Annotated in this window: 20 protein-coding genes and 2 tRNA genes; 12 read left to right on the top strand and 10 right to left on the bottom strand. The window is 70.7% G+C overall.

Going from position 1 to position 22,967, the window contains the following annotated elements; translation table 11 throughout:
• Position 1: 1 nt before the first annotated feature.
• The 8 genes from ABH920_RS09065 to ABH920_RS09030 all read right to left on the bottom strand — a co-directional run bounded on the left by ABH920_RS09065 (position 2) and on the right by ABH920_RS09030 (position 8,639).
• The gene (locus ABH920_RS09065; RefSeq protein ID WP_370348426.1) at positions 2-475 is read right to left on the bottom strand and encodes a TIGR03668 family PPOX class F420-dependent oxidoreductase; all 474 of its coding nucleotides are present in this window, start codon (positions 473-475) and stop codon (positions 2-4) included.
• Between the two features lie 7 nt (positions 476-482).
• Positions 483-1,088: a response regulator gene (locus ABH920_RS09060; RefSeq protein WP_370348560.1), complete on the bottom strand. Its 606-nt coding sequence runs from the start codon at positions 1,086-1,088 to the stop codon at positions 483-485.
• 139 nt (positions 1,089-1,227) lie between these two features.
• Positions 1,228-2,625 (bottom strand): sensor histidine kinase, encoded by a 1,398-nt coding sequence (locus ABH920_RS09055; RefSeq protein WP_370348425.1) that lies wholly within the window; start codon positions 2,623-2,625, stop codon positions 1,228-1,230.
• Positions 2,622-3,500 carry an ABC transporter permease gene (locus tag ABH920_RS09050; RefSeq protein WP_370348424.1) on the bottom strand — a complete coding sequence of 293 codons (879 nt, stop codon included), beginning with the start codon at positions 3,498-3,500 and terminating at the stop codon, positions 2,622-2,624. The genes ABH920_RS09055 and ABH920_RS09050 overlap by 4 nt, the downstream gene beginning before the upstream one ends.
• The gene (locus ABH920_RS09045) at positions 3,497-4,351 is read right to left on the bottom strand and encodes an ABC transporter ATP-binding protein (protein WP_370348423.1); all 855 of its coding nucleotides are present in this window, start codon (positions 4,349-4,351) and stop codon (positions 3,497-3,499) included. Before ABH920_RS09045 ends, ABH920_RS09050 begins: the two co-directional genes overlap by 4 nt.
• 61 nt (positions 4,352-4,412) lie before the next feature.
• The gene (locus ABH920_RS09040) at positions 4,413-5,351 is read right to left on the bottom strand and encodes a mechanosensitive ion channel family protein (protein WP_370348422.1); all 939 of its coding nucleotides are present in this window, start codon (positions 5,349-5,351) and stop codon (positions 4,413-4,415) included.
• A 173-nt stretch (positions 5,352-5,524) separates the two neighbouring features.
• Entirely contained in the window at positions 5,525-6,454 is a 930-nt protein-coding gene (locus ABH920_RS09035; RefSeq protein ID WP_370348421.1) for an LLM class F420-dependent oxidoreductase, read from the bottom strand.
• Between the two features lie 4 nt (positions 6,455-6,458).
• The gene (locus tag ABH920_RS09030; protein ID WP_370348420.1) at positions 6,459-8,639 is read right to left on the bottom strand and encodes a prolyl oligopeptidase family protein; all 2,181 of its coding nucleotides are present in this window, start codon (positions 8,637-8,639) and stop codon (positions 6,459-6,461) included.
• Between the two features lie 263 nt (positions 8,640-8,902).
• On the opposite strand from ABH920_RS09030, the gene ABH920_RS09025 reads away from it, so the two are divergent.
• The 3 genes from ABH920_RS09025 to ABH920_RS09015 all read left to right on the top strand — a co-directional run bounded on the left by ABH920_RS09025 (position 8,903) and on the right by ABH920_RS09015 (position 10,335).
• On the top strand, positions 8,903-9,445 hold the full coding sequence (locus ABH920_RS09025) for an HNH endonuclease (RefSeq protein ID WP_370348419.1): 543 nt from the start codon (positions 8,903-8,905) through the stop codon (positions 9,443-9,445).
• 100 nt (positions 9,446-9,545) lie between these two features.
• Positions 9,546-9,959 carry a hypothetical protein gene (locus ABH920_RS09020; RefSeq protein ID WP_370348418.1) on the top strand — a complete coding sequence of 138 codons (414 nt, stop codon included), beginning with the start codon at positions 9,546-9,548 and terminating at the stop codon, positions 9,957-9,959.
• The gene (locus tag ABH920_RS09015) at positions 9,946-10,335 is read left to right on the top strand and encodes a DUF5130 family protein (RefSeq protein WP_370348417.1); all 390 of its coding nucleotides are present in this window, start codon (positions 9,946-9,948) and stop codon (positions 10,333-10,335) included. The genes ABH920_RS09020 and ABH920_RS09015 overlap by 14 nt, the downstream gene beginning before the upstream one ends.
• A gap of 181 nt (positions 10,336-10,516) precedes the next feature.
• Here ABH920_RS09015 and pepN read toward each other — a convergent pair whose 3' ends face one another.
• On the bottom strand, positions 10,517-13,093 hold the full coding sequence (gene pepN / locus ABH920_RS09010) for an aminopeptidase N (RefSeq protein WP_370348416.1): 2,577 nt from the start codon (positions 13,091-13,093) through the stop codon (positions 10,517-10,519).
• 114 nt (positions 13,094-13,207) lie between these two features.
• Between pepN and ABH920_RS09005 the strand changes: the two genes are divergently transcribed.
• From ABH920_RS09005 to ABH920_RS08975, 7 genes are all read left to right on the top strand, one after another.
• Complete coding sequence (locus ABH920_RS09005) at positions 13,208-13,843, top strand: disulfide bond formation protein DsbA (RefSeq protein ID WP_370348415.1); 636 nt, start codon at positions 13,208-13,210, stop codon at positions 13,841-13,843.
• A 169-nt stretch (positions 13,844-14,012) separates the two neighbouring features.
• Positions 14,013-14,086 (top strand) — tRNA-Pro (locus ABH920_RS09000).
• Between the two features lie 714 nt (positions 14,087-14,800).
• Complete coding sequence (locus ABH920_RS08995; protein ID WP_370348414.1) at positions 14,801-15,640, top strand: Fpg/Nei family DNA glycosylase; 840 nt, start codon at positions 14,801-14,803, stop codon at positions 15,638-15,640.
• A 92-nt stretch (positions 15,641-15,732) separates the two neighbouring features.
• A complete protein-coding gene (locus ABH920_RS08990; RefSeq protein WP_370348413.1) occupies positions 15,733-17,073 on the top strand; it encodes a PP2C family protein-serine/threonine phosphatase in 1,341 nt (446 codons plus the stop codon).
• A 143-nt stretch (positions 17,074-17,216) separates the two neighbouring features.
• A tRNA-Gly gene (locus ABH920_RS08985) sits at positions 17,217-17,287 on the top strand.
• Positions 17,288-17,422: 135 nt separating this feature from the next.
• The gene (locus ABH920_RS08980; RefSeq protein WP_370348412.1) at positions 17,423-18,034 is read left to right on the top strand and encodes a hypothetical protein; all 612 of its coding nucleotides are present in this window, start codon (positions 17,423-17,425) and stop codon (positions 18,032-18,034) included.
• 14 nt (positions 18,035-18,048) lie between these two features.
• On the top strand, positions 18,049-18,480 hold the full coding sequence (locus ABH920_RS08975; protein ID WP_370348411.1) for a hypothetical protein: 432 nt from the start codon (positions 18,049-18,051) through the stop codon (positions 18,478-18,480).
• Between the two features lie 142 nt (positions 18,481-18,622).
• On the opposite strand, the gene ABH920_RS08970 is transcribed toward ABH920_RS08975, so the two are convergent.
• The gene (locus tag ABH920_RS08970; protein ID WP_370348410.1) at positions 18,623-19,102 is read right to left on the bottom strand and encodes a ribose-5-phosphate isomerase; all 480 of its coding nucleotides are present in this window, start codon (positions 19,100-19,102) and stop codon (positions 18,623-18,625) included.
• A 161-nt stretch (positions 19,103-19,263) separates the two neighbouring features.
• Between ABH920_RS08970 and ABH920_RS08965 the strand changes: the two genes are divergently transcribed.
• Together ABH920_RS08965 and ABH920_RS08960 are read left to right on the top strand one after the other, a co-directional pair.
• Positions 19,264-21,369, top strand: coding sequence for an MMPL family transporter (locus tag ABH920_RS08965; RefSeq protein ID WP_370348409.1), 2,106 nt, complete (start codon positions 19,264-19,266; stop codon positions 21,367-21,369).
• A 153-nt stretch (positions 21,370-21,522) separates the two neighbouring features.
• The gene (locus ABH920_RS08960; protein ID WP_370348408.1) at positions 21,523-22,956 is read left to right on the top strand and encodes an aldehyde dehydrogenase family protein; all 1,434 of its coding nucleotides are present in this window, start codon (positions 21,523-21,525) and stop codon (positions 22,954-22,956) included.
• Positions 22,957-22,967 lie beyond the last annotated feature (11 nt).

The raw sequence follows: 22,967 nt of genomic DNA, 5'->3' as shown, positions 1-22,967 counted from the left end.
GTCAAGAGTCTTTCCCCCGAGCCCCCCGGCGCGGCCACGTCGACGGCCGCTCCGGCTGCTGCGCTGACCACCCCGACCACGCTGACCACCCCGACCACCTCGCGACGGCCACCGCGACCGCCGGCCCCTGCGGCGGCGTCGCGCGGTACTGCGCGTACTTCCGCTGGAACGCGGCGAGCACGTCGGGCGTCAGCGGGCTGACCCGCGCGGTGCCGTCGGCCCGGGCCCACCACAGGGCGTCCCAGTCGGCGTCGTAGTGCTCCGTCAATAAGGAGACGTGTGGGTTCGCCGCGATGTTCCGCAAACGCTTCAGATCCGTGCTGCGCTTGGGCTTGTGGTCCACCACCAGCGCCAGGCCGTCGCCGATCTCGGCGAACACTACCGGGACCAGGTGAGGGACGCCTGAAGCGTCCGCGGTGGCCAGGATCGCGTGCGGCTGCCGCAGGAAAACAGTGCGGGCTTCCTCGGGGGTCATACCCCCATCAGAGCAGGCCCTGGGCCATCGCCTTCGTCACCGCGGCGGTGCGGTCGTCCACGCCGAGCTTGCCGAAGACCCGGACCAGGTGGGTCTTCACCGTGGCCTCGCTGATGAACAGCTCGCGCCCGATCTCGGCGTTGGCCAGGCCTCGGGCGACGAGCGCCAGCACCTCGCGCTCGCGCGGCGTCAGCGGCTGCGCGGCGGGCTGGCGCATGCGGCTGACCAGCTTGGCGGCCACCGCGGGGGCCAGGACCGTCTCGCCGCGGGCGGCCAGCCGCACGGCCTCGGCCAGGTCCGCGCGCGGGGTGTCCTTGAGCAGGTAGCCGGTCGCCCCGGCCTCGACGGCCCGGACGATGTCGGCGTCCGTGTCGTAGGTGGTCAGGATCAGCACCTTGATCGCCGGGGCCTCGGCGGCCAGCCGGGCGGTGGCCTCGACGCCGTCCATCCCGGCCATCCGCAGGTCCATCAGGACCACGTCGGGCGCCAGCTCCAGGGCCAGGCGCACGGCCTCGGCGCCGTCGGCGGCCTCGGCGACCACGTCCAGGTCCGGTTCGGCGGCCAGCATGCCGGTCAGGCCGGCCCGGACCACCGGGTGGTCGTCGACGATCAGGACCCGGAGACTCGGGGGAGCGGAGCCGAAGGGGGACTCAAGTCGGGCTGAGCTTCCTGCGCCGGTCGGGCCTGCGGATCCTGCCGATCCCGCCGGCCCCGCAGCCCTCGCCGATCCCGCAGCTTCCGCACGCGCGCCGTCACTCATAAGGCACCTCCGCCCCCACTCGGGTCCCGGCGCCGGGCGCGCTGGTGATGGTCAGGGCTCCGCCGACCTGCTCGACGCGCTCGCGCATCGAGCGCAGGCCGAAGCCTTTGCAAGGGGTCTCGGGCATGCCGACCCCGTCGTCCTCCACAGCCAGCGTCAGCTGCTCGGCGCCGTAGGTCAGCCAGACCGTCACCGTCGCGGCCTGCGCGTGCTTGCGGACGTTCGCCAGAGCCTCCTGCGCGATCCGCAGCGTCACCACCTGGACGTTGGCGGTCAGCGCGCGCGGGCTCCCGCCGATGTCGACCGAGGTGGCCATGCCCAGCTCCTCGCCGATCCGCGCCGCCGCCCTCCGCAACGCCGCGTCCAGCGGGAGTCCCGCGGTCGGGTCTCCGCCGATCAGGGCCCTGGCCTCGGCGAGGTTTTCGCGGGCGGTCCGGGCGGCCAGGTCCAGGCGTTGGCGGGTGGTGGCCGGGTCGGTGTCCAGCGTCGCGTCGGCGGCCTGGATCAGCATCAGCAGGCTGGTGAACCCCTGTGCCAGGGTGTCGTGGATCTCGCGGGCCAGCCGCTCGCGCTCCTCGCGGACCCCGGCCTCGTGGTGGGCCCGCTCCAGCTCCTCGCGGGTGTCCTCCAACTCGCGGATGAGCGCGCCGCGCCGGTCGTTGTCGTTCAGCATCTCCACGAAGAAACCGCCGATGAACAGGTTGACCAGCAGCGCCGATCCGGCGGTCAGGACCCAGCCGGCCAGGCCGCCCCAGCTCACGCCGCCTCGGAGCAGGATCGGCAGGGTCAGCACCGCCGCCACGCCCGCCATGGTCGCCAGACCCCGGATCCGGAACCCGGTCAGCGGCGAGAACTGGGACAGGACGATGCTCGCCAGGAAGGTCAGGCTGGGATCGACCCAGACCAGGACGAAGGAGAGCGCGGAGGCGATGGCCAGGTGGTAGTAGACCGCCCGGCGGGGCGCCCGGTCGAGCAGCCAGGGGTATTCCAGCAGCAGGTACGAGGCCGACATCGCGGCGATCAGGACCAGCAGCCACAGCGGCTGCCTGCCGATGACCACCAGCACCACGCTGACCAGCAGCGCGAAGTGCCAGGCCACGGCCCACAGCCGGGCGATGCGCGTCCACGAGCGGAAGGACTCGCGGCTGTCCTCGGCCACCGTCGGGCTGGTCGCGGACCCGGAACGGTCGGCCCGTGCCGCGCCGCCGTCGGTGCCGGCGATGCCACCAGCGCCAGCGCCGGTGCCGGTGCCGGTGCTGGTGTCGCCGCCACCGCCGTCACCGCCGTCACCGCCGCCCCGGCTCGCCGCCGCCCCGACACCGGCCTGTGCGGACGCCGGGACAGCGACCGGGCCCTCGGGCCCAGCCGCCGTCGCCGCGGGCTCGGTCACCCGTCGTCCCTTCCCCGCCAGCTGAACGTCTTCAGGCACAGCGCCAAGCCGATCACACACCAGGCCGCCAGCACCAGGGCGAGCCGCCCGTGCTCCCAGGACCCGGCGGGCTCGACGGCCTTGAACGAGTCCGGCAGGAACACCGAGCGCATCCCCTGGCACAGCCACTTGATCGGGAACATCGCGCCGATCTCCTGGACCGGCTTGGGCAGCTGCGAGAACAGGATGAACACCCCCGAGATGAACTGCAACACCATGATCGGCAGCCAGACGATCGCCGAGCCGTTCTCCGACCGGATCAGGCTGCTCAGCCCGATCCCCAGCAGGCTGCACGCCGTGCAGCCGAGTATCAGCACCCAGGTGAAGGTGATCCACGGCCCCGGCGAGGCGGGCAGCTTCAGCCCCATCACCGTCACCCCGACCAGCAGCATGACGGTGACCTGCGCGACCGTCGAGGCCAGGACCGAGGCCACCTTGCCCAGGAAGTACGACGCGGCCGGCATCGGGGTGGTCCGCAGCCGTTTCAGCGCCTTGGTGTGGCGCTCGGTGGCCACCTGGAACGCCAGGTTCTGCAGCGCGCCGTTGATGACGCACATCCCGATCATCCCGGTCGCGTAGACCTGCTGGTAGGTCGCCGAGGTCCCGTCGATCTTCCCCCGGAAGATCGAGCCGAACAGCAGCAGCATCACCACCGGCAGCGCGAAGGTGTAGATCAGCAGCCCGGTGTTGCGGGTCAGCTGCACCACCTCGACGGCCATCCGGACCCGGCCGATCCGCCAGACCTCGCTCAGCGTGGCGCGCTGGCGGGCCACGGCCTCAGTCGTCCCCACCGCGGCCCCCACCGACTCGACTGTCTGCCCGGTCACCGCGCTCATCGCGCACTCTCCTCGTCCGCCCCGATCAGGCCCAGATAGATGTCCTCCAGCGACGGCCGCACCACCGACAGCCCCGGGATCTCGCCCCGGAACAGCGTCGAGAGCTCTGCGACGAACCGCGTCGGCTCCGCGGTGTGCTCCTCGCGGCGCCGGCCGTCCTCCTCCCAGGACACGATCGCGGCGGCCCGGTCCCGCCCGCCGAGCCGCTCCGGCGCGTCCACCTCGACCAGCTGTCCCTTGGACAGCACGCCGACCCGGTCGGCCAGCGCCTCGGCCTCGTCCAGATAGTGCGTGGTGAGCAGGATGGTGGTCCCGGCGGTGCGCAGCGAGCGGATGAGCTCCCAGAACTGCCGCCGCGCGGCCGGGTCGAAGCCGGTCGTCGGCTCGTCCAGGAACAGCAGTTCCGGACCGCCGACGATGCCGAGCGCCACGTCCAGCCGCCGCCGCTGGCCCCCGGACAGCCGCGAGGTGAGGGTCCGGGTCTGCTCGGTGAGCCCCACGGCCGCGATCACCTCGGCGGGGTCGCGCGGCGCCGGGTAGTAGGCGCCGAACTGCCGCACGGCCTCCCCGACCCGCAGCATCGTGAAGTCCTTGGCCTCCTGCAGCACGACCCCGATCCGGGCCCGCCACCGGTGGTCCGCCTGGGCCGGGTCCACGCCCAGCACCGACACCTCGCCCGCGTCGCGCCCCCGCAACCCCTCCAGGATCTCAACGGCGGTGCTCTTGCCCGCGCCGTTCGGTCCCAGCAGTGCGAAGACCTCGCCGGCGGCGACGTCCAGATCGACGCCGGCGAGCGCCGCGGCGTCCCCGTAGTTCTTGCGCAGTCCCCTGACGCGCAGTGCTGTGGTCATGCCTCCTACGGTGGCCCTGGAGGCGGTCACGGCATGAGGTGCTACCGGTTGAACCCCGGGGTCAACCGTTCGATGGACTCTTCAGGGGTTGCGGCACGTGCGGCGCCGCGGCGACCGCGTCCTCGGCGCCGTTGGTCCCGCTGGCGGCGGTGAGGCCGACCTTCACCCCGGCCTCGTCGAACGCGTGGAGCAGCCGCGAACGCAACTCCCGCGCCACCTCGGAGCTGGCGCGCGGGGCGGTGCGCATGCTGACGCGCATCATCATGTGGTCGCCCTCGATGGACTCGATGCCGGCCACGGTCGGCGCCTCGGACAGGAAGCTGTCCTTCCACATCGGGTCCTCGAACAGCTGGTGCGCGGTCTCGACCATGATGTCGCGGACCCGGTTGGGGGTCTCGGTGTAGGCGACCGGCACGTCCACGATGGCCCGCGCGTGCCCCTGCGACTGGTTGCCGATCCGCTTGATCGTGCCGTTGCGGACGTACCAGACCACGCCGTCGATGTCGCGCAGCTGCGTGACCCGCAGCCCGACCTCCTCCACGGTGCCCTTGGCGTCGCCGGCGTCGATGAAGTCGCCGACCCCGTACTGGTCCTCCATGATCATGAATATCCCGGCGAGCAGGTCGGTGACCACGTCCCGGGCGCCGAAGCCGATCGCCACCGACAGGCCGCCGACCGAGGCCAGGATCGGCCCGGTGGAGATGCGCAGCTGGTCGATGATCATCAGGGCCGCGATGATCATGATGGTCACGCTGGCGATGCTGCCGAGCACGCCGCCCAGCGCCCGGGTGCGCTGCATCCGCCGCTCGGCGCCCATCAGCAGCCCGGACTCCAGGAAGCGCCCCGGCTTGGACTCGGCGCGCATCGCGGCCTTGTCCACGGCCCGCCTGATGAAGGTCAGGGTGACCTTCCGGATGATCAGCGAGACGACGATGATCGACACGATCGCGATCGTGTCCGAGACGATCAGTCCCGAGTGGTCGCTGAACCAGTTGCTCACATGCACCACCTTCGTTGTCATCGAGTCGGTCGGGCTGGTCGACGGCGCGCCGGGCGTTCCGGGTGTTCCGGGCGTCGGGGCCCTGTGCGCGGCGGCGAGAGGGGAAACTGCGACGGACACGTGGTTCGGGGCCTCACGGGGTCATGGGGAAGACGTACGAAAACATCGCCACATTAGAGGATGCGGATGAGCGGAAGTACGTCGTTCGCTATCAGCGCGAGGTGGTCCAGGTCGTCGAGGTCGAAGGTGCGCAGGTAGACGCGGCGCGCGCCGGCGGCGTGATATTCGCCAAGTTTTTCGACGAGCTGCGCCGGCGTCAAACGCAGCACGACCTGGTTCGCCGCCGCCTTGCCGGCGATCGCGTCGGCCCGCTTCTCGATCTCCGCGGGGGTCCGTCCGCAGGCCACGACCAGGGTCACGGACAGCGTCAGGGTGCCGGGATCGCGCCCGACCGCCGCACAAGCCTCCCGCACCCGGACATAACTCTCCGCCACCTGGTCCGACGGCCGAAAGTTCGAGTTGTACTCGGACGCGTACATCGCGGCCAGCCGCGGCGTCCGCTTCGGACCGCGGCCGCCGACGATGATCGGCGGATGCGGGCGCTGCGCCGCCTTGGGGAGCGCGGGGGAGTCGGTGAGTTCGTAGTGCTCGCCCTTGAACGAGAACTTCTCGCCGCGCGGCGTCCGCCACAGGCCGGTGACGATCCGCAGCTGCTCCTCGAGCAGGTCGAACCGGCGCTCCGGGAACGGGATCCCGTACGCGGCGTGCTCGGCGGCGTCCCAGCCGGTGCCCAGCCCCAGCTCGATCCGGCCGCCGGACATCTGGTCCACCTGCGCGACCTGGATCGCCAGCGGCCCCGGGAGCCGGAACGCCACCGGCGTCACCAGGGAGCCCAGACGGATCCGCTTCGTCTCGCGCGCCAACCCGGCCAGCGTGGTCCAGCAGTCGGTGGGCCCCGGCAGGCCGTCGGCCACGCCGCCGGCCCGGTAGTGATCGGACCGGAAGAAGCCGTCGAAGCCCAGGTCCTCGGCGGCGCGCGCGACCCGCAGCAGGGTCTCGTAGGTCGCACCCTGCTGCGGCTCGGTGAGTACTCGAAGATCCATGCGGTCAGACTTCCACGCCGGCGCGCGTGACCTCCAGTCCGAGCTGGGCGGCGAGGAAGGCCCACATGTCCGCGTAGACGCCCACGACCTTGGACACGCTGCGGCCCGCGTGCCCCGCCTCGGACTCCCGGCGCAGCAGCACCGGCCGGTCCGCGATCGGAGCCGAGGTGGCGTGCTGGAGCGCGGCGGCCAGCTTGCGCGCGTGCAGCGGGTCGACGCGGCTGTCGCTGTCGAAGACCGGGAACAGCGTGGCCGGGTAGGCCGTGCCCTCGTGCACGTGGTGGTACGGCGAGTAGGCGATCAGCCAGCCGAACTGTTCGGGGTCCTCGGCGGTGCCGAACTCCTCGTTCCAGGTGACGCCGAGGCCGAACCGCTCATAGCGGATCATGTCCAGGAGCGGTGCCCAGCAGACCACCGCAGCGTACTTCTCAGGATGCTGGGTCAGCGCCGCGCCGACCAGCAGCCCGCCGTTGGAGCCGCCGAAGATGCCGAGCTGTTCGCGCGTCGTCACGCCGTGTTCGACCAGCCAGTCGCCGGCGGCGTGGAAGTCGTCGAAGACGTTCTGCTTGTTCTCCATCATCCCGGCGCGGTGCCACTCCTCGCCCTCCTCCGAGCCGCCGCGCAGGTTCGCGACCGCGTACGTGCCGCCGGCCTGCACCCAGGCCAGGATGCGTGCGCTGTAGGCCGGGGTCTGCGGGACGTTGAAGCCGCCGTAGCCGTAGAGGATGGTCGGCCTGGGACCGGCGGAGTCAGGGCTGCTGCCCGCGCCGTCTCCGGGCTCGGACTCGGACTCGGGCTCGGACCCGCCGTCGTCGATGACGAACATCCGCACCGCGGTGCCGTCCTTCGACATGTACGTGACCTGCCGGGTACGGACCTCGGGGATCTCCACCTCGCCCGGCGTCGCCTCCCACAGCGTGGTCCGGCCGGTGCGGGCGTCGAAGTGGTGGATCTGCGTCGGCGTGGTGAAGTCGGTGTAGGCGAACCAGAGCTCGTGGGCGGCTTCGGGCCGGGTGCTGAGGCTGAACAGCGTGCCCAGGCCGGGCAGCGGGATCTCGCCGACCTTCTCGCCGGTGCGGGCGTCGTGCAGCGCCAGCTCGCCGACCGCGTGCCGGGTGCGGGCCACGACCAGCAGCGGCCGCTCCAGCTCCGGGCCGTCCAGCAGTGCGTAGGAGTCCAGGACCGCCTCGGGGTCCTCCGGGATCAGCTCGCGCCAGTTGTCATAGCTGAGGTCGCCGACCGGAGCCACGCAGATCCGGCCGCGCGGCGCCTCCCGGTCGGTCCAGATCAGCGCGCTGCCGGCCAGCGGGGAGTCGGCCGCGCAGATCGCGACCGAGGTCAGGTTGTCCAGCCCGACCTGCACCGGGACCAGCGCGGGGCGCTCGGGGGAGCTCGCGGTCAGGTCGGCGACGTAGATGTCGTTGCGCGGTGCGGTGCCGGCGTGCATGTCCACGGTCAGCCAGCGGCCGTCCCGGGTGACCGACGCGCTGTAGTAGTTGGTCTTGGGCTGGCCCTCGCCGAAGATCTCGATGTCGTCCGCGTCGGGGTCGGTCCCGACCTTGTGCAGCTTGACGCGGCGGTGGTACTGCTCGTCCCCTTCGGGAACCGTGTCGGGGTGCGGCTTGCGGACGTAGTAGTAGGCCTCGCCGCCGGGCAGCCAGCCCACTTCCGTGTAGCGGGCCCGGGTGATCGGGCCGTCGAGCCGTTCCAGGGTGGCCACGTCGATCACGTACAGGACCGACTCCTCGGTCCCGGCCTCCGAGATCAGGTAGGCCAGGCGGTCGCCCTCCTTCGAGGGCTGCCAGCCGTCCAGCGTCGTGGTGCCGGAGGGGTCCAGTGCCGCCGGGTCGACCAGCACCCGCTCGGTGCCGTCGGCGTCCACCACGAGCAGCACCGCGTGCTCCTGGCCGGGCAGCCGCCGGATCAGGAAGCGCCGTTCGCCGCGCCAGTAGGGCGTCGAGACGTCCCCGGTGCCCATCAGCTCGGTCAGCCGCTCGGCGAAGGCCGGGGCGGCGGTCCAGCCCTGCTGTGCTTCGGCGAAAAGCGTGTCCTGCGCCGCGCTCCAGGCGACGGTCCGGGGGTCCTCGGGGTCTTCCAGCCAGCGGTAAGGGTCGGGGACGTCACGACCGTGCAGGTGGTCCACCGCGGCGGTGCGCTCGGCCTGCGGGTAAACAAAGGACGACATGCCTCAGAAGACTATGTCTTGTGGTCGATCTGTGTTAACCCACTCGTGACACATGATTTTGAAGATGTGCGTGAAATCTGGTAGCGCGGGAACCACAACAGCGGACAGACTGGATCTACCCGTGAGCCGATCCGTGGACACGCGCTCCGACGTGCGATGATGCGCCTGCTGAGGCATCAGCCGCACCGAGGGGTGCGTTGGAAGCGGGGCGGAAACGTTAGCTCCGGCGCGAGCCACGCGTCGGACTCGGTCAGGAGGCACCAGTGCCGCACGCACTTCTTTTGAACGCTTCATATGAGCCGTTATGCGTCGTGAGCCAACGCCGCGCAGTGGTTCTGATCCTCAGCGACAAGGCCGTCACCCTTGAGGGATCCGGCGACCTGCTCCACGCGGCCACCTGGTCGATGCCCGCGCCCTCGGTGATCCGTCTGACCCGCTACATCAGGGTCCCGAACCGCCGGGCGGTGCCGCTCACGCGGCGTGCGATCTTCGCTCGCGACGGTGGCCGGTGCGTCTACTGCGACGCGCCCGCGACCAGCATCGACCATGTGATCCCGCGCTCGCGCGGCGGACAGCACGCCTGGGACAACGTCGTCTCGGCCTGCCGGCGCTGCAACCATGTGAAGGCGGACCGTCCGTTGCCGGACCTGGGGTGGCGCATGCGCAAGCCCCCGGCCCAGCCCGCCGGTTCGGCTTGGCGGATCCTGTCCTCAGGAAGACAGGACCCGCGCTGGTCGCCTTATCTCGAGGCGTACGGCGGTGAGCCCAAGGGCTCCGGGCTGGACGGCGCGTTCGCGGCCGCCTGACCTGAATCTCTGACCCGCACACCGTGTGGTGGCCGTCCCCGGTTCGCCGGGGGCGGCCCCTGCTTTTCAGGCGTGAGACCACGTCAGATACGGTGGAAGTGTGAAACCACCGACCACCCCCGAAGCGCGGACGCGCCGGGCGTTGCGTACGGCGACCCTCGGCTCGCTGGCGGCGGTCCCCCTGCTGCTGGCGTCCCCGGCGTTCGCCCTGCACAGGGACGCGGGCGACGACCCCGGCCCGGGCATGTCCGCCGTCGCCACCATCCTCGTCTACATCGGCATCCCGGCTGCGATCTTCTGCGTGATCGCGCTGCTGGTGATGGCCCCGTCGATCGCCCGCGGCAGCCGGTACCGGCCGCACCAGCTGAGCTGGTGGGCGGCACCGGTCTGGTTCGGCGGCCCGCGCGACGAGCACGGCGACTCCGCCGACCGCGCGCTGACCGGCACCTCGCTGAAGGAACTCGTGGCCTACTCCGAGGCCCAGACCGAAGGAGGCGCCAGTGCCCGCTGGTGACGCTTTCACCGCCGGTCAGGAGCAGGACATCGCCAAGGCGATCGCCACCGCCGAGCAGCAGACCGGCCTGAAGTTCTCGGTCTACGTCGGCTCCGTCGAGGGCGACCTGCACGCCCAGGCGGTCCGGCTGCACCGGCAGCTGCCCGACGCCGACGGCGCCGTGCTGGTCGTCGTCGACCCGCGCCGCAACCAGCTGCGGATCGTGACCGGCGTGGACGCCAAGCGCCGGGTCGACGACCGCGCCGCCGGCCTGGCCGCGGCCGCCATGGCCTCCACCTTCGCGCTCGGCGACCTCGCCGGCGGCCTCGTCAACGGCCTCGGGTCGCTGATGGAGCACGCGCAGAAGGCGCCGGTGCTGCACGCCGACCAGCCGTAAGCGGCGGTAGGGGTAGCAGTAGCAGCGGCAGGCAGCTGTAAGCGGCTGTGCCGGCGCTCGTCCGCGAGCACTGAGCATGCGGCAGCAAGTACGTCAGTACGTGAGAAAGCGGCCCGGGCGGGTTCTCCCCGCCCGGGCCGCTTCGTGCCTGCCGGATGTGTCCCGGCTCAGCTCACCGGATTCAGGCCGCCGAGCGGTCCTTCTCCTGAGCCCTCAGGCAGCGGCCGATGCTGTCCGCGGCCTCCACGATCAGCCGCCGCAACGCCGGCACCGGCTGCGCGCTGTCCAGGAACGCCTGCGTGGCGTCCAGCGTGGCCTGCTCGATCACGAAGGTCGGATACAGGCCGGTCGCGATCTGCGTGGCGATCTCGTGCGTGCGCGAGTCCCAGGCGCCCTCGACCGAGGCGAAGTACTTCGCGACGTACGGCTTGAGGAGATCCTCGCGCTTGTCCGCGGGCACCGACTGGAAGCCGCCGATCACCGAGGCGACCGTGTGGTTGGCCAGCGTGTCGCCGTCCACCACGGAAGCCCATGCCTCGGCCTTGGCCTCGGCGGTCGGGCGTCCGGCGCGGGCCTGGAGCGCGTAGCGCTCGCCAGCCGCGGTCTTGTCCCGCTCCAGCTCGGCGTCGATCTCCGGGGCGTCCGCCTTGCCGCCGACCACCAGCGCCATCAGCAGCGTCCAGCGCAGCTCGGTGTCGATGGTCAGGCCCGGCAGCGTCTGCGAGCCGTCCAGCAGGCCGGCGACGTAGGCCAGCTGCTCGTCGGTCACCGCGGTGCCGGCCAGGGAGCGGGCCCAGGCCAGCTGGAAGTCCGAGCCGGGCTCGGCGGCCTGCAGGTGCTCCCAGGAGGCGTCGGCGAGCAGGGCCTGGCCGGTCGGGCGCCACGCCGGGTCGGTGAACAGTTCGACGGCGGACTTGGCCTGCCGCTGCAGCAGCTGAGCCACGCCGATGTCGGACTCCCGGCCGATCCCGCCGAGGACCAGCTGGAGGTAGTCGCGCGCGGCCAGCTCGGCGTTGCGCAGCATGTCCCACGCGGCGCCCCAGCACAGGGTGCGGGGCAGCGACTCGGCGAAGTCGCCGACGTGCTGCACCAGGGTCGCCATCGAGTGCTCGTCCAGGCGGATCTTGGCGTAGGTGAGGTCGTCGTCGTTGAGCAGGACCAGCGCCGGGCGGGCCTTGCCGATCAGGTCGGCGACCTCAGTGCGGGCGCCGGTGACGTCCAGCTCGACCCGGTCGGTGCGCTCCAGGGAGCCGTCCACCAGGTTGTACAGGCCGATGGCCAGGCGGTGCGGCCGCAGCGTCGGGAACTGCTCGGAGAAGCCCTCCTGCTCCACCGCGAACGAGGTGAAGTTGCCGGCGGCATCGACCTCGTAGACCGGGCGAAGGGTGTTCGGCCCGGCGGTCTCCAGCCAGGCCTTCGCCCACTCCTTCAGGTCGCGGCCGGAGGTCTCCTCCAGCGCGCCGAGCAGGTCCGCCAGCGTGGTGTTGCCCCACTCGTGGCGGTTGAAGTAGGCGCGCACGCCCTCGAAGAAGTGGTCGTCGCCGACCCAGGCCACCAGCTGCTTCAGGACCGAGGCGCCCTTGGCGTAGGTGATGCCGTCGAAGTTGACCATCACGTCCTCGAGGTCGCTGATCTCCGCGACGATCGGGTGCGTGCTGGGCAGCTGGTCCTGGCGGTAGCCCCAGGACTTCTCGCCGTTGGCGAAGGTGGTCCAGGCGTCCTTGAAGCGGGTCGCGGCGGACTGCGCGTAGAAGGAGGTGAAGGTGGCGAAGGACTCGTTGAGCCACAGGTCGTTCCACCACTGCATGGTGACCAGGTCGCCGAACCACATGTGGGCCATCTCGTGCAGGATGACCTCGGCGCGCTGCTCGTAGGCGGCGTCGGTGACCTTCGAGCGGAAGATCATCTCCTCGCGGAAGGTGACGCAGCCGGCGTTCTCCATGGCCCCGGCGTTGAACTCGGGCACGAAGAGCTGGTCGTACTTGGCGAACGGGTAGTCGCGGTCGAACTTCTCGGTGAAGAAGTCGAAGCCCTGCCCGGTGACCTCGAAGATCTCCTCGGGGCGCAGGTACTCGGCCAGCGAGGTGCGCACCGCGACCGCCAGCGGGATCTTCTGGCCCCGCCGGGTGGTGTGCTCCGAACGCGCGACGTGGTACTTCCCGCCGACCAGCGCGGTGATGTACGAGGAGATCCGCGGCGTCCGCTCGAACGCCCACACGGCCGTGCCGTCGCCCCGCGACTCCGGCGCCGGGGTGGGGGAGTTCGAGAAGATCTGCCACGAGTCGGGGCCCTGCACGGTGAAGGCGAAGGTGGCCTTCAGGTCCGGCTGTTCGAACGCCGCGAACACCCGCCGCGAGTCCGGCACCTCGAACTGCGTGTACAGATACGCCTCGCCGTCCACCGGGTCGATCATCCGGTGCAGGCCCTCGCCGCTGTTCGTGTACGCGCAGTCGGCGACCACCAGCAGCTCGTTGTCCGTCTGCAGGTTCGCCAGCGCGATGCGGCTGTCCTTGAAGGCCTCGGCCGGATCGACCGGCTGCCCGTTCAGCGTGATCTCCCGCACGTTCGGGGCGATCAGGTCGATGAACGTCGAGGCGCCGGGGGTGGTCGCCCGGAACCGTACCTTGGTGGCCGATGTGTAGGTCTTCGCCTCCGGATCGGGGGCGTGGGTCCAGTCCAGACTCACCTCGTAGGACTGGACCTCCAGCAGCGCCGCGCGCTCCTGGGCTTCTTCGCGGGTCAGATTAGTACCGGGCACCCTTGCACGGCTCCTTGTCGCTTCGAGTCGAAATAACTGCCATCGATCCTCGCACGATCGCCCTCGCGGGCGCCTGCGGGATTAGCCGCAGGTCCGATGGTGTTGGCATCGGACATGAGCTCTCCTACCCCCGAAACGGCCGCCGCCCGCGCCGTGGCCGACTTCTGGTTCGACCCCCTGTGCCCCTGGGCCTGGATGACCTCCCGCTGGATGCTGGAAGTGGAGAAGTCCCGGCCGGTCGACGTGCGCTGGCACGTCATGTCGCTGTCGGTCCTCAACGAGAAGCGCGACGACCTGCCCGAGAACTACCGCGAGATGATGGACCGCGGCTGGGGCCCGGTCCGCGTGGTCACCGCCGCGCAGCAGGAGCACGGCGACGAGTACGTGCTCCCGCTCTACACGGCGCTGGGCACCCGGCACCACCCCGGCGGCCGCGAGTACACCCGCGAGGTGATCGTCGAGGCGCTGGAGGAGGTCGGCCTGCCGGCCTCCCTCGCCGACGCCGCCGACACCGACCGCTACGACGAGGCGCTGCGCAAGTCCCACTCCGAGGGCATCACCCTGGTCGGCCAGGACGTCGGCACCCCGGTCGTCGCGGTGAACGGCGTGGCCTTCTTCGGCCCGGTCGTGACCCCGGCGCCGAAGGGCGAGGACGCGGGCAAGCTGTGGGACGGCTGCCTCCTGGTGGCCTCCACCCCCGGGTTCTTCGAGCTCAAGCGGACCCGGACTCAGGGCCCGATCTTCGACTAGCGAAGAGCTCGGTAGCGCCCTGGGTAGCCCCTGCGCGGGGTCGTCTATGGGGAGGGCGCTATAGAGGTGCGCAACCGGCGGGGACCGCTTACATGGTTCCCGCCGTCCAGCGCTAAAAGCGCCAGGACTGTAGGACTACCTCAGTGCTAATCTGCTGTCGCGAGGACCGCGGGATGTGGCGCAGCTTGGTAGCGCGCGTGCTTTGGGGGCACGATGTCGCAGGTTCAAATCCTGTCATCCCGACATGACGCAAAAGGCCCGGTGACCTGACGGTCCCGGGCCTTCGCCGTATATCTCCGTGTCCCCCCATCACCAGTCCCGCGGTCGTGAAACGTCTCGCGCGCGCATCGCCTTCGCCGGACCGAGGCGGTTCGCGGAGGGAGAGCCGCCGTCGTAGAGGGAGCGTTCTCCGCGGTTCTCGGTCTTTCCGTCGCCGCGACCGCGGGGTTTCTGCTGGCCCGGTGCCTGTCCGGGGCCTCGATCGCGGGTGGTCTGGGCTTCGGGGGGCCTGGCCGGCTTTCCGTCGCCGACGCGGGACTGGGTCTGCGGCTGCGCTTGGGCCTGTGCCTGAGCCTGAGCGTGCATCTGGGCGGGTGACGCCGGTACTGCTCCCGGTCCTCGGCCCTGGGCCTGTTCTTGTCCCTGTCCTTGTCCCTGGCCTTGCCCTTGTTGTCCCTGCTGTGCCTGCGGTCCCTGGTGCCCCTGATCCCTCGGCGTCGGCGGCGCCGGGACGGCCCGTCGCGCCTCTCCCATACCCGGAGGCGTCCGCGGCGGCGCCGGCTTGGGGCGCGCGGTGGGCACACCCCTCGTCTCCGGCTGCGGACGTCGGCTGTGGCGCGGTGTCGCGCCGAGGTCTCCGGGCTTGGGGCCGCTCTTGCGGCCGAGGCTCTCAATGGTCATCAGGCTGCCGCCTTCGTCGCGATCGAGTGTCAGTGGGGACGGGTAGTGTCCTTAGGTATGCCCGAAGGTCACGTGATTCACCGTCTTGCCGGCAAACTCGACTCGGTCTTCACCCCCGAACATACCTCCGAATCGCCGTTGTTCGAGGTCAGCAGCCCGCAGGGGCGTTTTGAAGCCGGTGCGCGGCTGGTGGCAGATCTTCCGTATGCCGGTTCGGAAGCGCACGGGAAGCATTTGTTCATCGGTTTCGGCCCCGACCGTTGGATCCACGTCCACCTGGGTTTGTACGGCAAGTTCCACGTCGCGGAGGAACCGCCCGGTCCGGTGGTGGGCCAGGTGCGGCTGCGGATGGTGGGCAAGTCCGGCCACGCCGACCTGCGCGGGGCCTCGGCGTGCGACCTCTACGGCCCCGACGAGCGCTCCGCCCTGCTGCGCCGCCTGGGCCCGGACCCGCTGCGCGCCGACGCCGACCCGGACCTGGCCTGGCGCAAGATCTCGGCCAGCTCCCTGACCATCGCCGAGCTGCTGATGGAGCAGCCGGTGCTCTCCGGCGTGGGCAACGTCTATCGTGCCGAGGTGCTGTTCCGCGCCGGACTCGACCCCTACCGCAAGGGCCGCGACCTCACCCGCGAGCAGTGGGACGGGATGTGGGACGACCTGGTGGTGCTGATGGCCGAGGGCGCGCGCATCGGCCGCATCGACACCGTCTGGCCGCAGCACACGCCGGAGGCGATGGGGCGTCCGCCGCGCAAGGACGACCACGGCGGCGAGGTGTACGTCTACCGCCGCGACGGCCAGCCGTGTCTGGTCTGCGGCACGCCGGTGGCGACCGCCGGGGTGCGCGACCGGAACCTGTTCTGGTGCCCGACGTGTCAGAAGGCCGCAGCCCGAGGGTAAAAACGATCTTCGAGCCCGATGATCGACCGCACACCGTGCGGGCTTGTGATCGCAGGGTGACGAAGGGGCCGTACTCCCGATATGGTTCGCGCATGACCGCGGACTCGGGGAATGGGCAGTCCGGCAGACGCACGGCCACCAAGCGACGCCGGCGCTTCGCCGGCGGCCGACTCGCCGAGGGCAGGACCGGTCGCTGGCTGACCGACCACGCCATGGCCTCGGACCTGTACCTGCTGCCCGCCCTCGGGATGGTGGCGGTCGGCTTCGGCATGCTGACGGTGGCCTTCCCCGAGGCCTGGACCCCGGCCATGCTCGCCCTGCCGGTCCTGGCCGGCGGCCTGCTGATGAAGCTGCGCGGCCAGCTGCTCCTGCTGGTGATCTGCATCGCGGTCCTGATGGCCGTGTCCTGGCACCGCGAGCGCGCCGGCGTGGCCTTCGGCTCGGCCCTGGCCGTCTTCGCCACCGCGGCACTGGTGATACTGACCTCCCGCTCCCGGCTCCGCCTCGGCGTCCAGGGCACCCGCGGCGAGGCGATGCTCCTGGACCTCCGGGAGCGCCTCCGGGCCCAGGGCCTGGTGCCGCGCCTGCCGCCCGACTGGCATGTCGACATGTCGATCCGCTCGGCCGGCGGCCAGTCCTTCGCCGGCGACTTCCTCATCGCCGCACTCTCGCACCCGGCGTTCCCGGCCCAGCGCCGCCCCGAGCCCGCGACGACCGCGATCGGGACGAGCAGTGTGCCCGGCGGGTCGACCGCTGCGAGCCAGGCCGCCGCCTCCGCGCCGGCCGCCGTCGCCTCCGATCCCGACCCCGGCTCCCACCCCCGCTCCCACGCCCACGCCGCACCGGCTCCCGACCCCGACGAACCCCCGACCCAAGGCCAGACCCTGGAACTCGGCCTCGTCGACGTCAGCGGCAAGGGCCTGGCGGCGGGCACCCGCGCCCTCCTGCTGTCGGGAGCCTTCGGCGGCCTCCTGGGCACCGTCCCCTCCCGCGACTTCCTGGCCTCGGCGAACAAGTACCTCCTCCGCCAGGACTGGGACGAAGGCTTCGCCACCGCCGTCCACCTGGTCGTCGAACTGGAAACCGGCCACTACCGCTTCCACAGCGCAGGCCACCCCCCAATCGCCCGCCTGACAGCCAAAACCGGCCGCTGGTCCACCGAAGAAGCCGAAGGCCCCCTCCTGGGCATCCTCGACGACGCAGAATTCCCCGCCACCGAAGGCTGCCTCGACCGAGGCGACGCCCTCCTCCTCTTCACCGACGGCCTCGTAGAACGCCCCGGCCGCGACCTCGACGAAGGCCTCGACCGCCTCCTCGGCGCCGCCGAAACCCGCCTCACCCCCGGCTTCACCGGCGGCGCCGACCGCCTCATCAACGAAGTCGCCCCGAACGTCAAAGACGACCGCGCCCTCGTAGTGGTCTGGCGCACCTAGCGGCGGACGCGCGCCGCGAGGTCCGGGCGCGAGGCGACTGCGGCATGGCGTGGCGCTCACCGCATCGGACCGGGAACCGGGGTGAGAAGGAGGCGCCGAGTGTGCCAAGATAGAGGCACGCGCGATGCTTCGGCACCGCGGGTGCGGATGTAGCTCAATGGTAGAGTCTCTGCCTTCCAAGCAGATTGTGCCGGTTCGATCCCGGTCATCCGCTCTGTACTTCCAGAGCCCAGCTCAGGCCCTCGCGGCGGAGCTGGGCTCTCGGCGTCTCGCGGGCCGTCCGGCGTACGGGCTCTGATCTTCGGCTATCCTCGCGAGCATCCGAGATCGGCAGGCCTGGGGAGGGGCGATGGCTCAGCGTTCGAATCGGGTCTCAGCTCCGCGGGTTTCTTTTGAAGAGTACAAGCTGTACTACGAGTCTGCGGAGAAGGTTACTGAGCGCAGGCTGTCGATGAACCGGTGGAATTATTCTGTGCTGGTCGCGACGCTGTTGGCGACCGGTGGGGTGATCACGTGGAGCTCGTCGCACAAGTCGTTCTTGTTCGTGGGGATCTGTGGTGTTCTTATCCTGAGCGGGACGGCTACGCTCATGTGTGCTTTGTGGATAATGCAGATAGACGACTTCAAGGCTTTGAACACCGCGAAGTTCAAGATAATCAACGACATGGCGCCGCTCGTGAAATTCGACGAGGACGATGACAGGGTCGTCTCGTTCCGGTGCTTCGAGAAGGAGTGGGCGGAGCTGGAGCGGCTTCAGGCGCTGCAGCGGGTGGGGCGGCGTAGGATAGCTCCGGTGCGTGGGCTGAGTTCGTCGACCGCCGAGTACTTCATCCCGAGGGCGATGATGTTCATATTCCTCCTGGTATTCGGTGGTACGTGTGTGTTTGCGGCCTCGAGCTGGGGCGATGTCACCCGCCACCTTTCGCCTTTCAGCGCGGTCCGGGTCGGAGTGGAACAGTGAGTACGACGCCTTATGTGTACGTCATCATGCCGGTCCAGTCTGACCCGCACTACAAGGAGAAGCGTGCGGTTCTTTCCTCGGCTGCCGTGCATGCGGGAATCGATGTCCATTTCCCTTTGGATCATCTTTCGGCGCACGGGGCGGATTTCGATCTGGAGGAGACGCTCTCCGCGCTGTCCCATTCGATCGGTGTCGTCGCCGATCTGAGTCTGGAGCGGCCCAGCTGTTACTACGAGCTGGGGCTGGCGCAGGCGCTGAAGGTGCCGGTGGCGCTGGTCGCCCAGGCCGGGACGATGATCCACCAGGCCGACCACCGCGGATCCGTGGTCGAGTACTCGGACAGCAAGAGCTATGGCGACGTCCTTGAAGAGGCCTTTGACCGACTCATCGCGGATCGCCAAGGTGACGCGCAGGCGGATCACCACGGGGCGTTGAGTCAGAGGTAGACCAAAGTCCGCGGACCGGGAGAGACCGGGAACGAGCAGGGGCGACCAGGAGCGCCCGGAAGCGGCCGCGAGCAGCACAAAGGGCCACCCGATCACCCCGGGCGGCCCTTCCGCGTCTCAGCCTTCTTGCGACCGTCGTGCCTCAGCCGGCGGCACCGGGCAGGGCCGGCAGCACCCCGCTCTTCTCGTACTCGCTCATCATCTCGATGCGGCGGACGTGGCGCTCCTCGTTGGAGAAGGGGGTGCTGACGAAGACCTCGACGAAGCGCGTGGCCTCGTCCTCGGTGTGCATGCGGGCGCCGATGCTGACGACGTTCGCGTTGTTGTGCTCCCGTCCCAGCCGCGCGGTCTCCTCGCTCCAGGCGAGGGCGGCGCGGATGCCGGGGATCTTGTTGGCGGCGATCGCCTCGCCGTTGCCGGAGCCGCCGATGACGATGCCGAGGGCGTCCGGGTCGCCGGCGGTCTTGCTGGCCGCCAGCATCACGTACGGCGGGTAGTCGTCCTGGGCGTCGAAGGCGTGCGGGCCGCAGTCGACGGCTTCGTGCCCGGCGGCCGTCAGCCAGGTCACGAGGTGGTTCTTCAGGTCGTAGCCGGCGTGGTCGCTGCCGAGGTAGATGCGCATATGGAGGATTATCCCATCCGGGGCCCGCCGGGCCGAGCCGGCCACCCGTTCGGCCGATTGCGATGCGTGGTGCGGTGGTGCACTGTTGTTCTGGTAGTCAATCATGATCGTGGAGTGAGCGGAGTGGCACCGGACCGAAATCGACCGAAGGGGGGACAGCCATGGAACGATTCTCGAGATTCGTCCTCGCCAACCGGCGTGCGATCGCCGCGGTGTGGCTGGTGCTGTTCCTGGCCGGCGGCTGGTCCTCCTCCATCCTGTCCAAGCACCTGAACCAGAGCTTCGCCATCGCCGGCACGCCGTCGGTGGCCGCGAGCGACGCCCTGGTCGCCCAGTACCACATCGGCGGCGGCTTCGATCCGCTGGTGCCGGTGTTCGTTCTGCCGCCGGGGCAGAGCCCGGAGGCGGCGCGGCCCGCGCTGGAGCCCGCGCTCGCCGCGATCCCCGGGCGTGTCGCCGACTACTACAACACCGGCGACCGCACCTTCCTCGGGGCCGACGGCCGGACCATGTTCGCCCTCGTCTTCACCCCCGCGGTCGGGGACCAGGTCAAGGACGCGAAGACGCAGACCGACGCGGCCCGCGTGCTGCCGCGCCGGCTCGCCGCCGCGGCACCGGCCGGGACCCAGGTGCACGTCACCGGCATCACCCCGCTGTCCTCCAACGGCAGCGGCGGCGGCAACGGTGTGCTCACCGAGGCCCTGCTCGGCGGGGCCGGCGCGCTCATCGTGCTGGCCTTCGTGTTCGGGTCCTTCCTCGCGCTGCTGCCGCTGATGATCGCCGCGGTCTCCATCCTGTCCAGCTACCTCGTCGTGCTGCTCCTGACCGAGTTCATGAAGGTGCAGGCCGTGGTGCAGTACATGGTCGGCCTGATCGGCCTGGGTGTGGCCATCGACTACTCGCTGCTGCTGGTGACCCGGTGGCGCGAGGAGGTGGCGCACGGCGCCGACAACGAGACCGCCGTGCACCGCGCGATGGCCACCGCCGGCCGGGCCGTGCTGGTCAGCGGACTGACCGTGGCGCTGGGCCTGCTGTCGCTGATCGTGGTCCCGATCCAGTTCATGCGCTCCATCGGCATCGGCGGCATGCTGATCCCGGTGGTCAGCGTGGCCGTGACGCTGACCCTGCTGCCGATCGCGCTCACCGGCTTCGGCCGCCGCCTGGACTGGCCGCACCTGCGGCACGAGGACAAACCCAGCCGCGCCTGGACCGCATGGGCCCGCTGGGTGGTCCGACGACGCTGGGTGGCCGCCGGCCTGGCGCTGGCCGTGCTGGTCACGCTCGCCGTCACCGCGCTCGGCATCCACGAGGGCGACCCGACCACCGATTCCCTCGCCAAGTCCGGCGACGCCCGCCAAGGGCTCGTGGCGCTGCGTGCGGCGGACATCCCCAGCGGTGTGCTCAATCCCTACGTGGTCCTGACCCCGCCGAACACCGAACCCACGGTGCTGATGCCCGGCAACGGCATCCACGCGGTGGTACCGGTGACCACGCCGCCACCCGGTACGGAAAAGACCCCCACCACCCGGTGGCCGATGACGGTCGTCCTTCCGAGCGACGAGGCCGCGACCAGCCAGGGCCAGCACGTCGCCAAGCTCACCCGCACCACCCTCGAGCACGCCGTCCCAGGCACGCTCGTGGCCTCCAGCGCACTGGCCAACATCGACAACATCCACAAGATGTACGGCCAGTTCCCCATCCTTCTGGCCGTGCTGGCCGTCCTCACGTTCCTGGTCCTGGCCCGGACCTTCCGCTCGCTGCTGCTCCCGGCCAAGGCCGTGCTGGCGAACCTGCTCTCGGTCGCCGCGGCCTACGGCGGCATGGTGCTGATCTGGCAGGACGGCCACGGCTCGCACGCCATCTGGGGCGTCCCGGCCACCGGCGGCATCCCGTTCTGGATCCCGATGATCGTCTTCGCGTTCCTCTACGGCCTGTCGATGGACTACGAGGTCTTCATCCTGTCCCGCATGCGCGAGGAGTTCGACGCCGGAGCGAGCACGAACGAGGCCGTCGTCGTGGGCCTGGGCCGCACCGGACGCCTGGTGACCAGCGCGGCCCTGATCCTCTTCCTGGCGTTCGCCGCCCTGGCCAGCGCGCCGCCGACGTTCCTGAAGATCTTCGCCACCGGCTTGGGCGTCGGCATCCTGCTGGACGCCACCGTCGTCCGGGCGCTGCTCGTGCCCGCGCTCGTGTCCCTGTTCGGGCGCTGGAACTGGGTGCTGCCCGGGTGGGCCGCCCGCGTGCTGCGGGTGAGGCCGTCGCCATGAACCGGAGGTCGATATGGATGCTGATACCCGAGCGGCCGGCGGGGCCCGTGAGCAACGACACGCCCGCCACCTCCCGGTCCGTCCTTGTGCCGCCATGATCGTGGCGCTAGCGTCCGCAGAAATTCGCACTGCTAGTTTCCCCGGGACGGCCCAATGAGCGTGCTCACTTTCACCGACCAGTACATCGGCGGCAAATGGATCCCCTCGGCGTCCACCGAGACGGTCGACGTGCTGAACCCGGCCACCGAAGAGGTGATCGCCGCGATCCCCGCCGGCGGTGCCGCCGACGTGGACGCCGCCGTGGCCGCGGCCCGGTCCGCGGCGCGCGCCTGGGGCGCCAGCCACAAGGACTACCGGCTGGAGTTCCTGGGCCACCTGGTCGCCAAGCTCGCCGAGGCGCAGCCGGAGATCGTCGAGACCGTGGTCGCCGAGCTCGGCTGCCCGGTCGGCTTCGCCACCGCGGTGCAGGCCGCGCTGCCGTTGGGGGTGGCCGAGAGCTACCTGCGCATCCTGGCCGACTACGAGTTCGAGGAGCAGGTCGGCAACTCGACCGTCTACCACGAGCCGGCCGGTGTCGTCGGCGCGATCACGCCGTGGAATTACCCGCTGCACCAGGTCGTCGCCAAGGTGATGCCGGCGCTGGCGGCCGGGTGCGTCGTGGTGCTGAAGCCGGCCGAGGACACGCCGCTGACCGCGCGCCTGTTCGCCCGGCTGGTCGATGAGGCCGGCTTCCCGCCCGGTGTCTTCAACCTGGTCACCGGGACCGGCGCGGCGGCCGGGGCGGCGCTGGCCGCGCATCCGGACGTCGACATGGTCTCCTTCACCGGCTCCACCGCGGTCGGCCGGCAGGTCGCCGAGCACGCCGGGCGCGGCGTCAAGCGGGTGGCGCTGGAACTCGGCGGCAAGTCGGCGTGCGTGGTGCTGCCCGGCGCGGACCTGGCCAAGGCGGTCAACGTCGCGGTCGCCAACGTCTTCAACAACTCCGGCCAGACCTGCTCGGCCTGGACCCGCCTGCTGGTTCCCGAAGAGCAGTACGCCGAGGCCGTGACCATCGCCGCGGCCGCCGCGGCGAAGTTCGTGCCCGGCGACCCGACCAGCCCGGAGACCCGGGTCGGCCCGGTGGTCAACGCCAAGCAGCGGGACCGGGTCCGCGGCTACCTGAACGACGCCGTCGGTGAGGGCGCGCGGGTCGTGGTCGGCGGCGCGCAGGCCCCGGACGATCTGCCGCACGGCTTCTACGTGCGCCCGACGGTGCTGGCCGACGTCACCACCGACATGGCCGTGGCCCGCGAGGAGATCTTCGGCCCGGTCATCTCCCTGATGTCGTTCCACGACGCCGAGGACGCGCTGCGCATCGCCAACGCCACCGAGTACGGCCTGGCCGGCGCGGTGTGGGCGGCCGACGACCACGAGGCCGTGGCCTTCGCCCGGCGGATGGACACCGGCCAGGTCGACATCAACGGCGGCCGGTTCAACCTCGCGGCGCCCTTCGGCGGCTACAAGGGTTCCGGTGTCGGCCGTGAGCTGGGCCGGTTCGGGCTGGAGGAGTACCTGCAGACGAAGTCGCTGCAGTTCCGGGTCGCCTAGATGTACTGATC

It is taken from the genome of Catenulispora sp. EB89 (assembly GCF_041261445.1).
Lineage (GTDB): Bacteria > Actinomycetota > Actinomycetes > Streptomycetales > Catenulisporaceae > Catenulispora.
Note: the sequence above shows the minus strand (reverse complement) of the source record. Positions and strands in the feature narration are given on the sequence as shown.

Bases quoted from the DNA above. Each gene is read 5' to 3' on its own strand.
- ABH920_RS09065 (WP_370348426.1), bottom strand. From the start codon at position 475: ATGACCCCCGAGGAAGCCCGCACTGTTTTCCTGCGGCAGCCGCACGCG.
- ABH920_RS09050 (WP_370348424.1), bottom strand. From the start codon at position 3,500: ATGAGCGCGGTGACCGGGCAGACAGTCGAGTCGGTGGGGGCCGCGGTG.
- ABH920_RS09045 (WP_370348423.1), bottom strand. From the start codon at position 4,351: ATGACCACAGCACTGCGCGTCAGGGGACTGCGCAAGAACTACGGGGAC.
- ABH920_RS09035 (WP_370348421.1), bottom strand. From the start codon at position 6,454: ATGGATCTTCGAGTACTCACCGAGCCGCAGCAGGGTGCGACCTACGAG.
- ABH920_RS09030 (WP_370348420.1), bottom strand. From the start codon at position 8,639: ATGTCGTCCTTTGTTTACCCGCAGGCCGAGCGCACCGCCGCGGTGGAC.
- ABH920_RS09005 (WP_370348415.1), top strand. From the start codon at position 13,208: ATGAGCTCTCCTACCCCCGAAACGGCCGCCGCCCGCGCCGTGGCCGAC.
- ABH920_RS08995 (WP_370348414.1), top strand. From the start codon at position 14,801: ATGCCCGAAGGTCACGTGATTCACCGTCTTGCCGGCAAACTCGACTCG.
- ABH920_RS08990 (WP_370348413.1), top strand. From the start codon at position 15,733: ATGACCGCGGACTCGGGGAATGGGCAGTCCGGCAGACGCACGGCCACC.
- ABH920_RS08980 (WP_370348412.1), top strand. From the start codon at position 17,423: ATGGCTCAGCGTTCGAATCGGGTCTCAGCTCCGCGGGTTTCTTTTGAA.
- ABH920_RS08970 (WP_370348410.1), bottom strand. From the start codon at position 19,102: ATGCGCATCTACCTCGGCAGCGACCACGCCGGCTACGACCTGAAGAAC.
- ABH920_RS08965 (WP_370348409.1), top strand. From the start codon at position 19,264: ATGGAACGATTCTCGAGATTCGTCCTCGCCAACCGGCGTGCGATCGCC.
- ABH920_RS08960 (WP_370348408.1), top strand. From the start codon at position 21,523: ATGAGCGTGCTCACTTTCACCGACCAGTACATCGGCGGCAAATGGATC.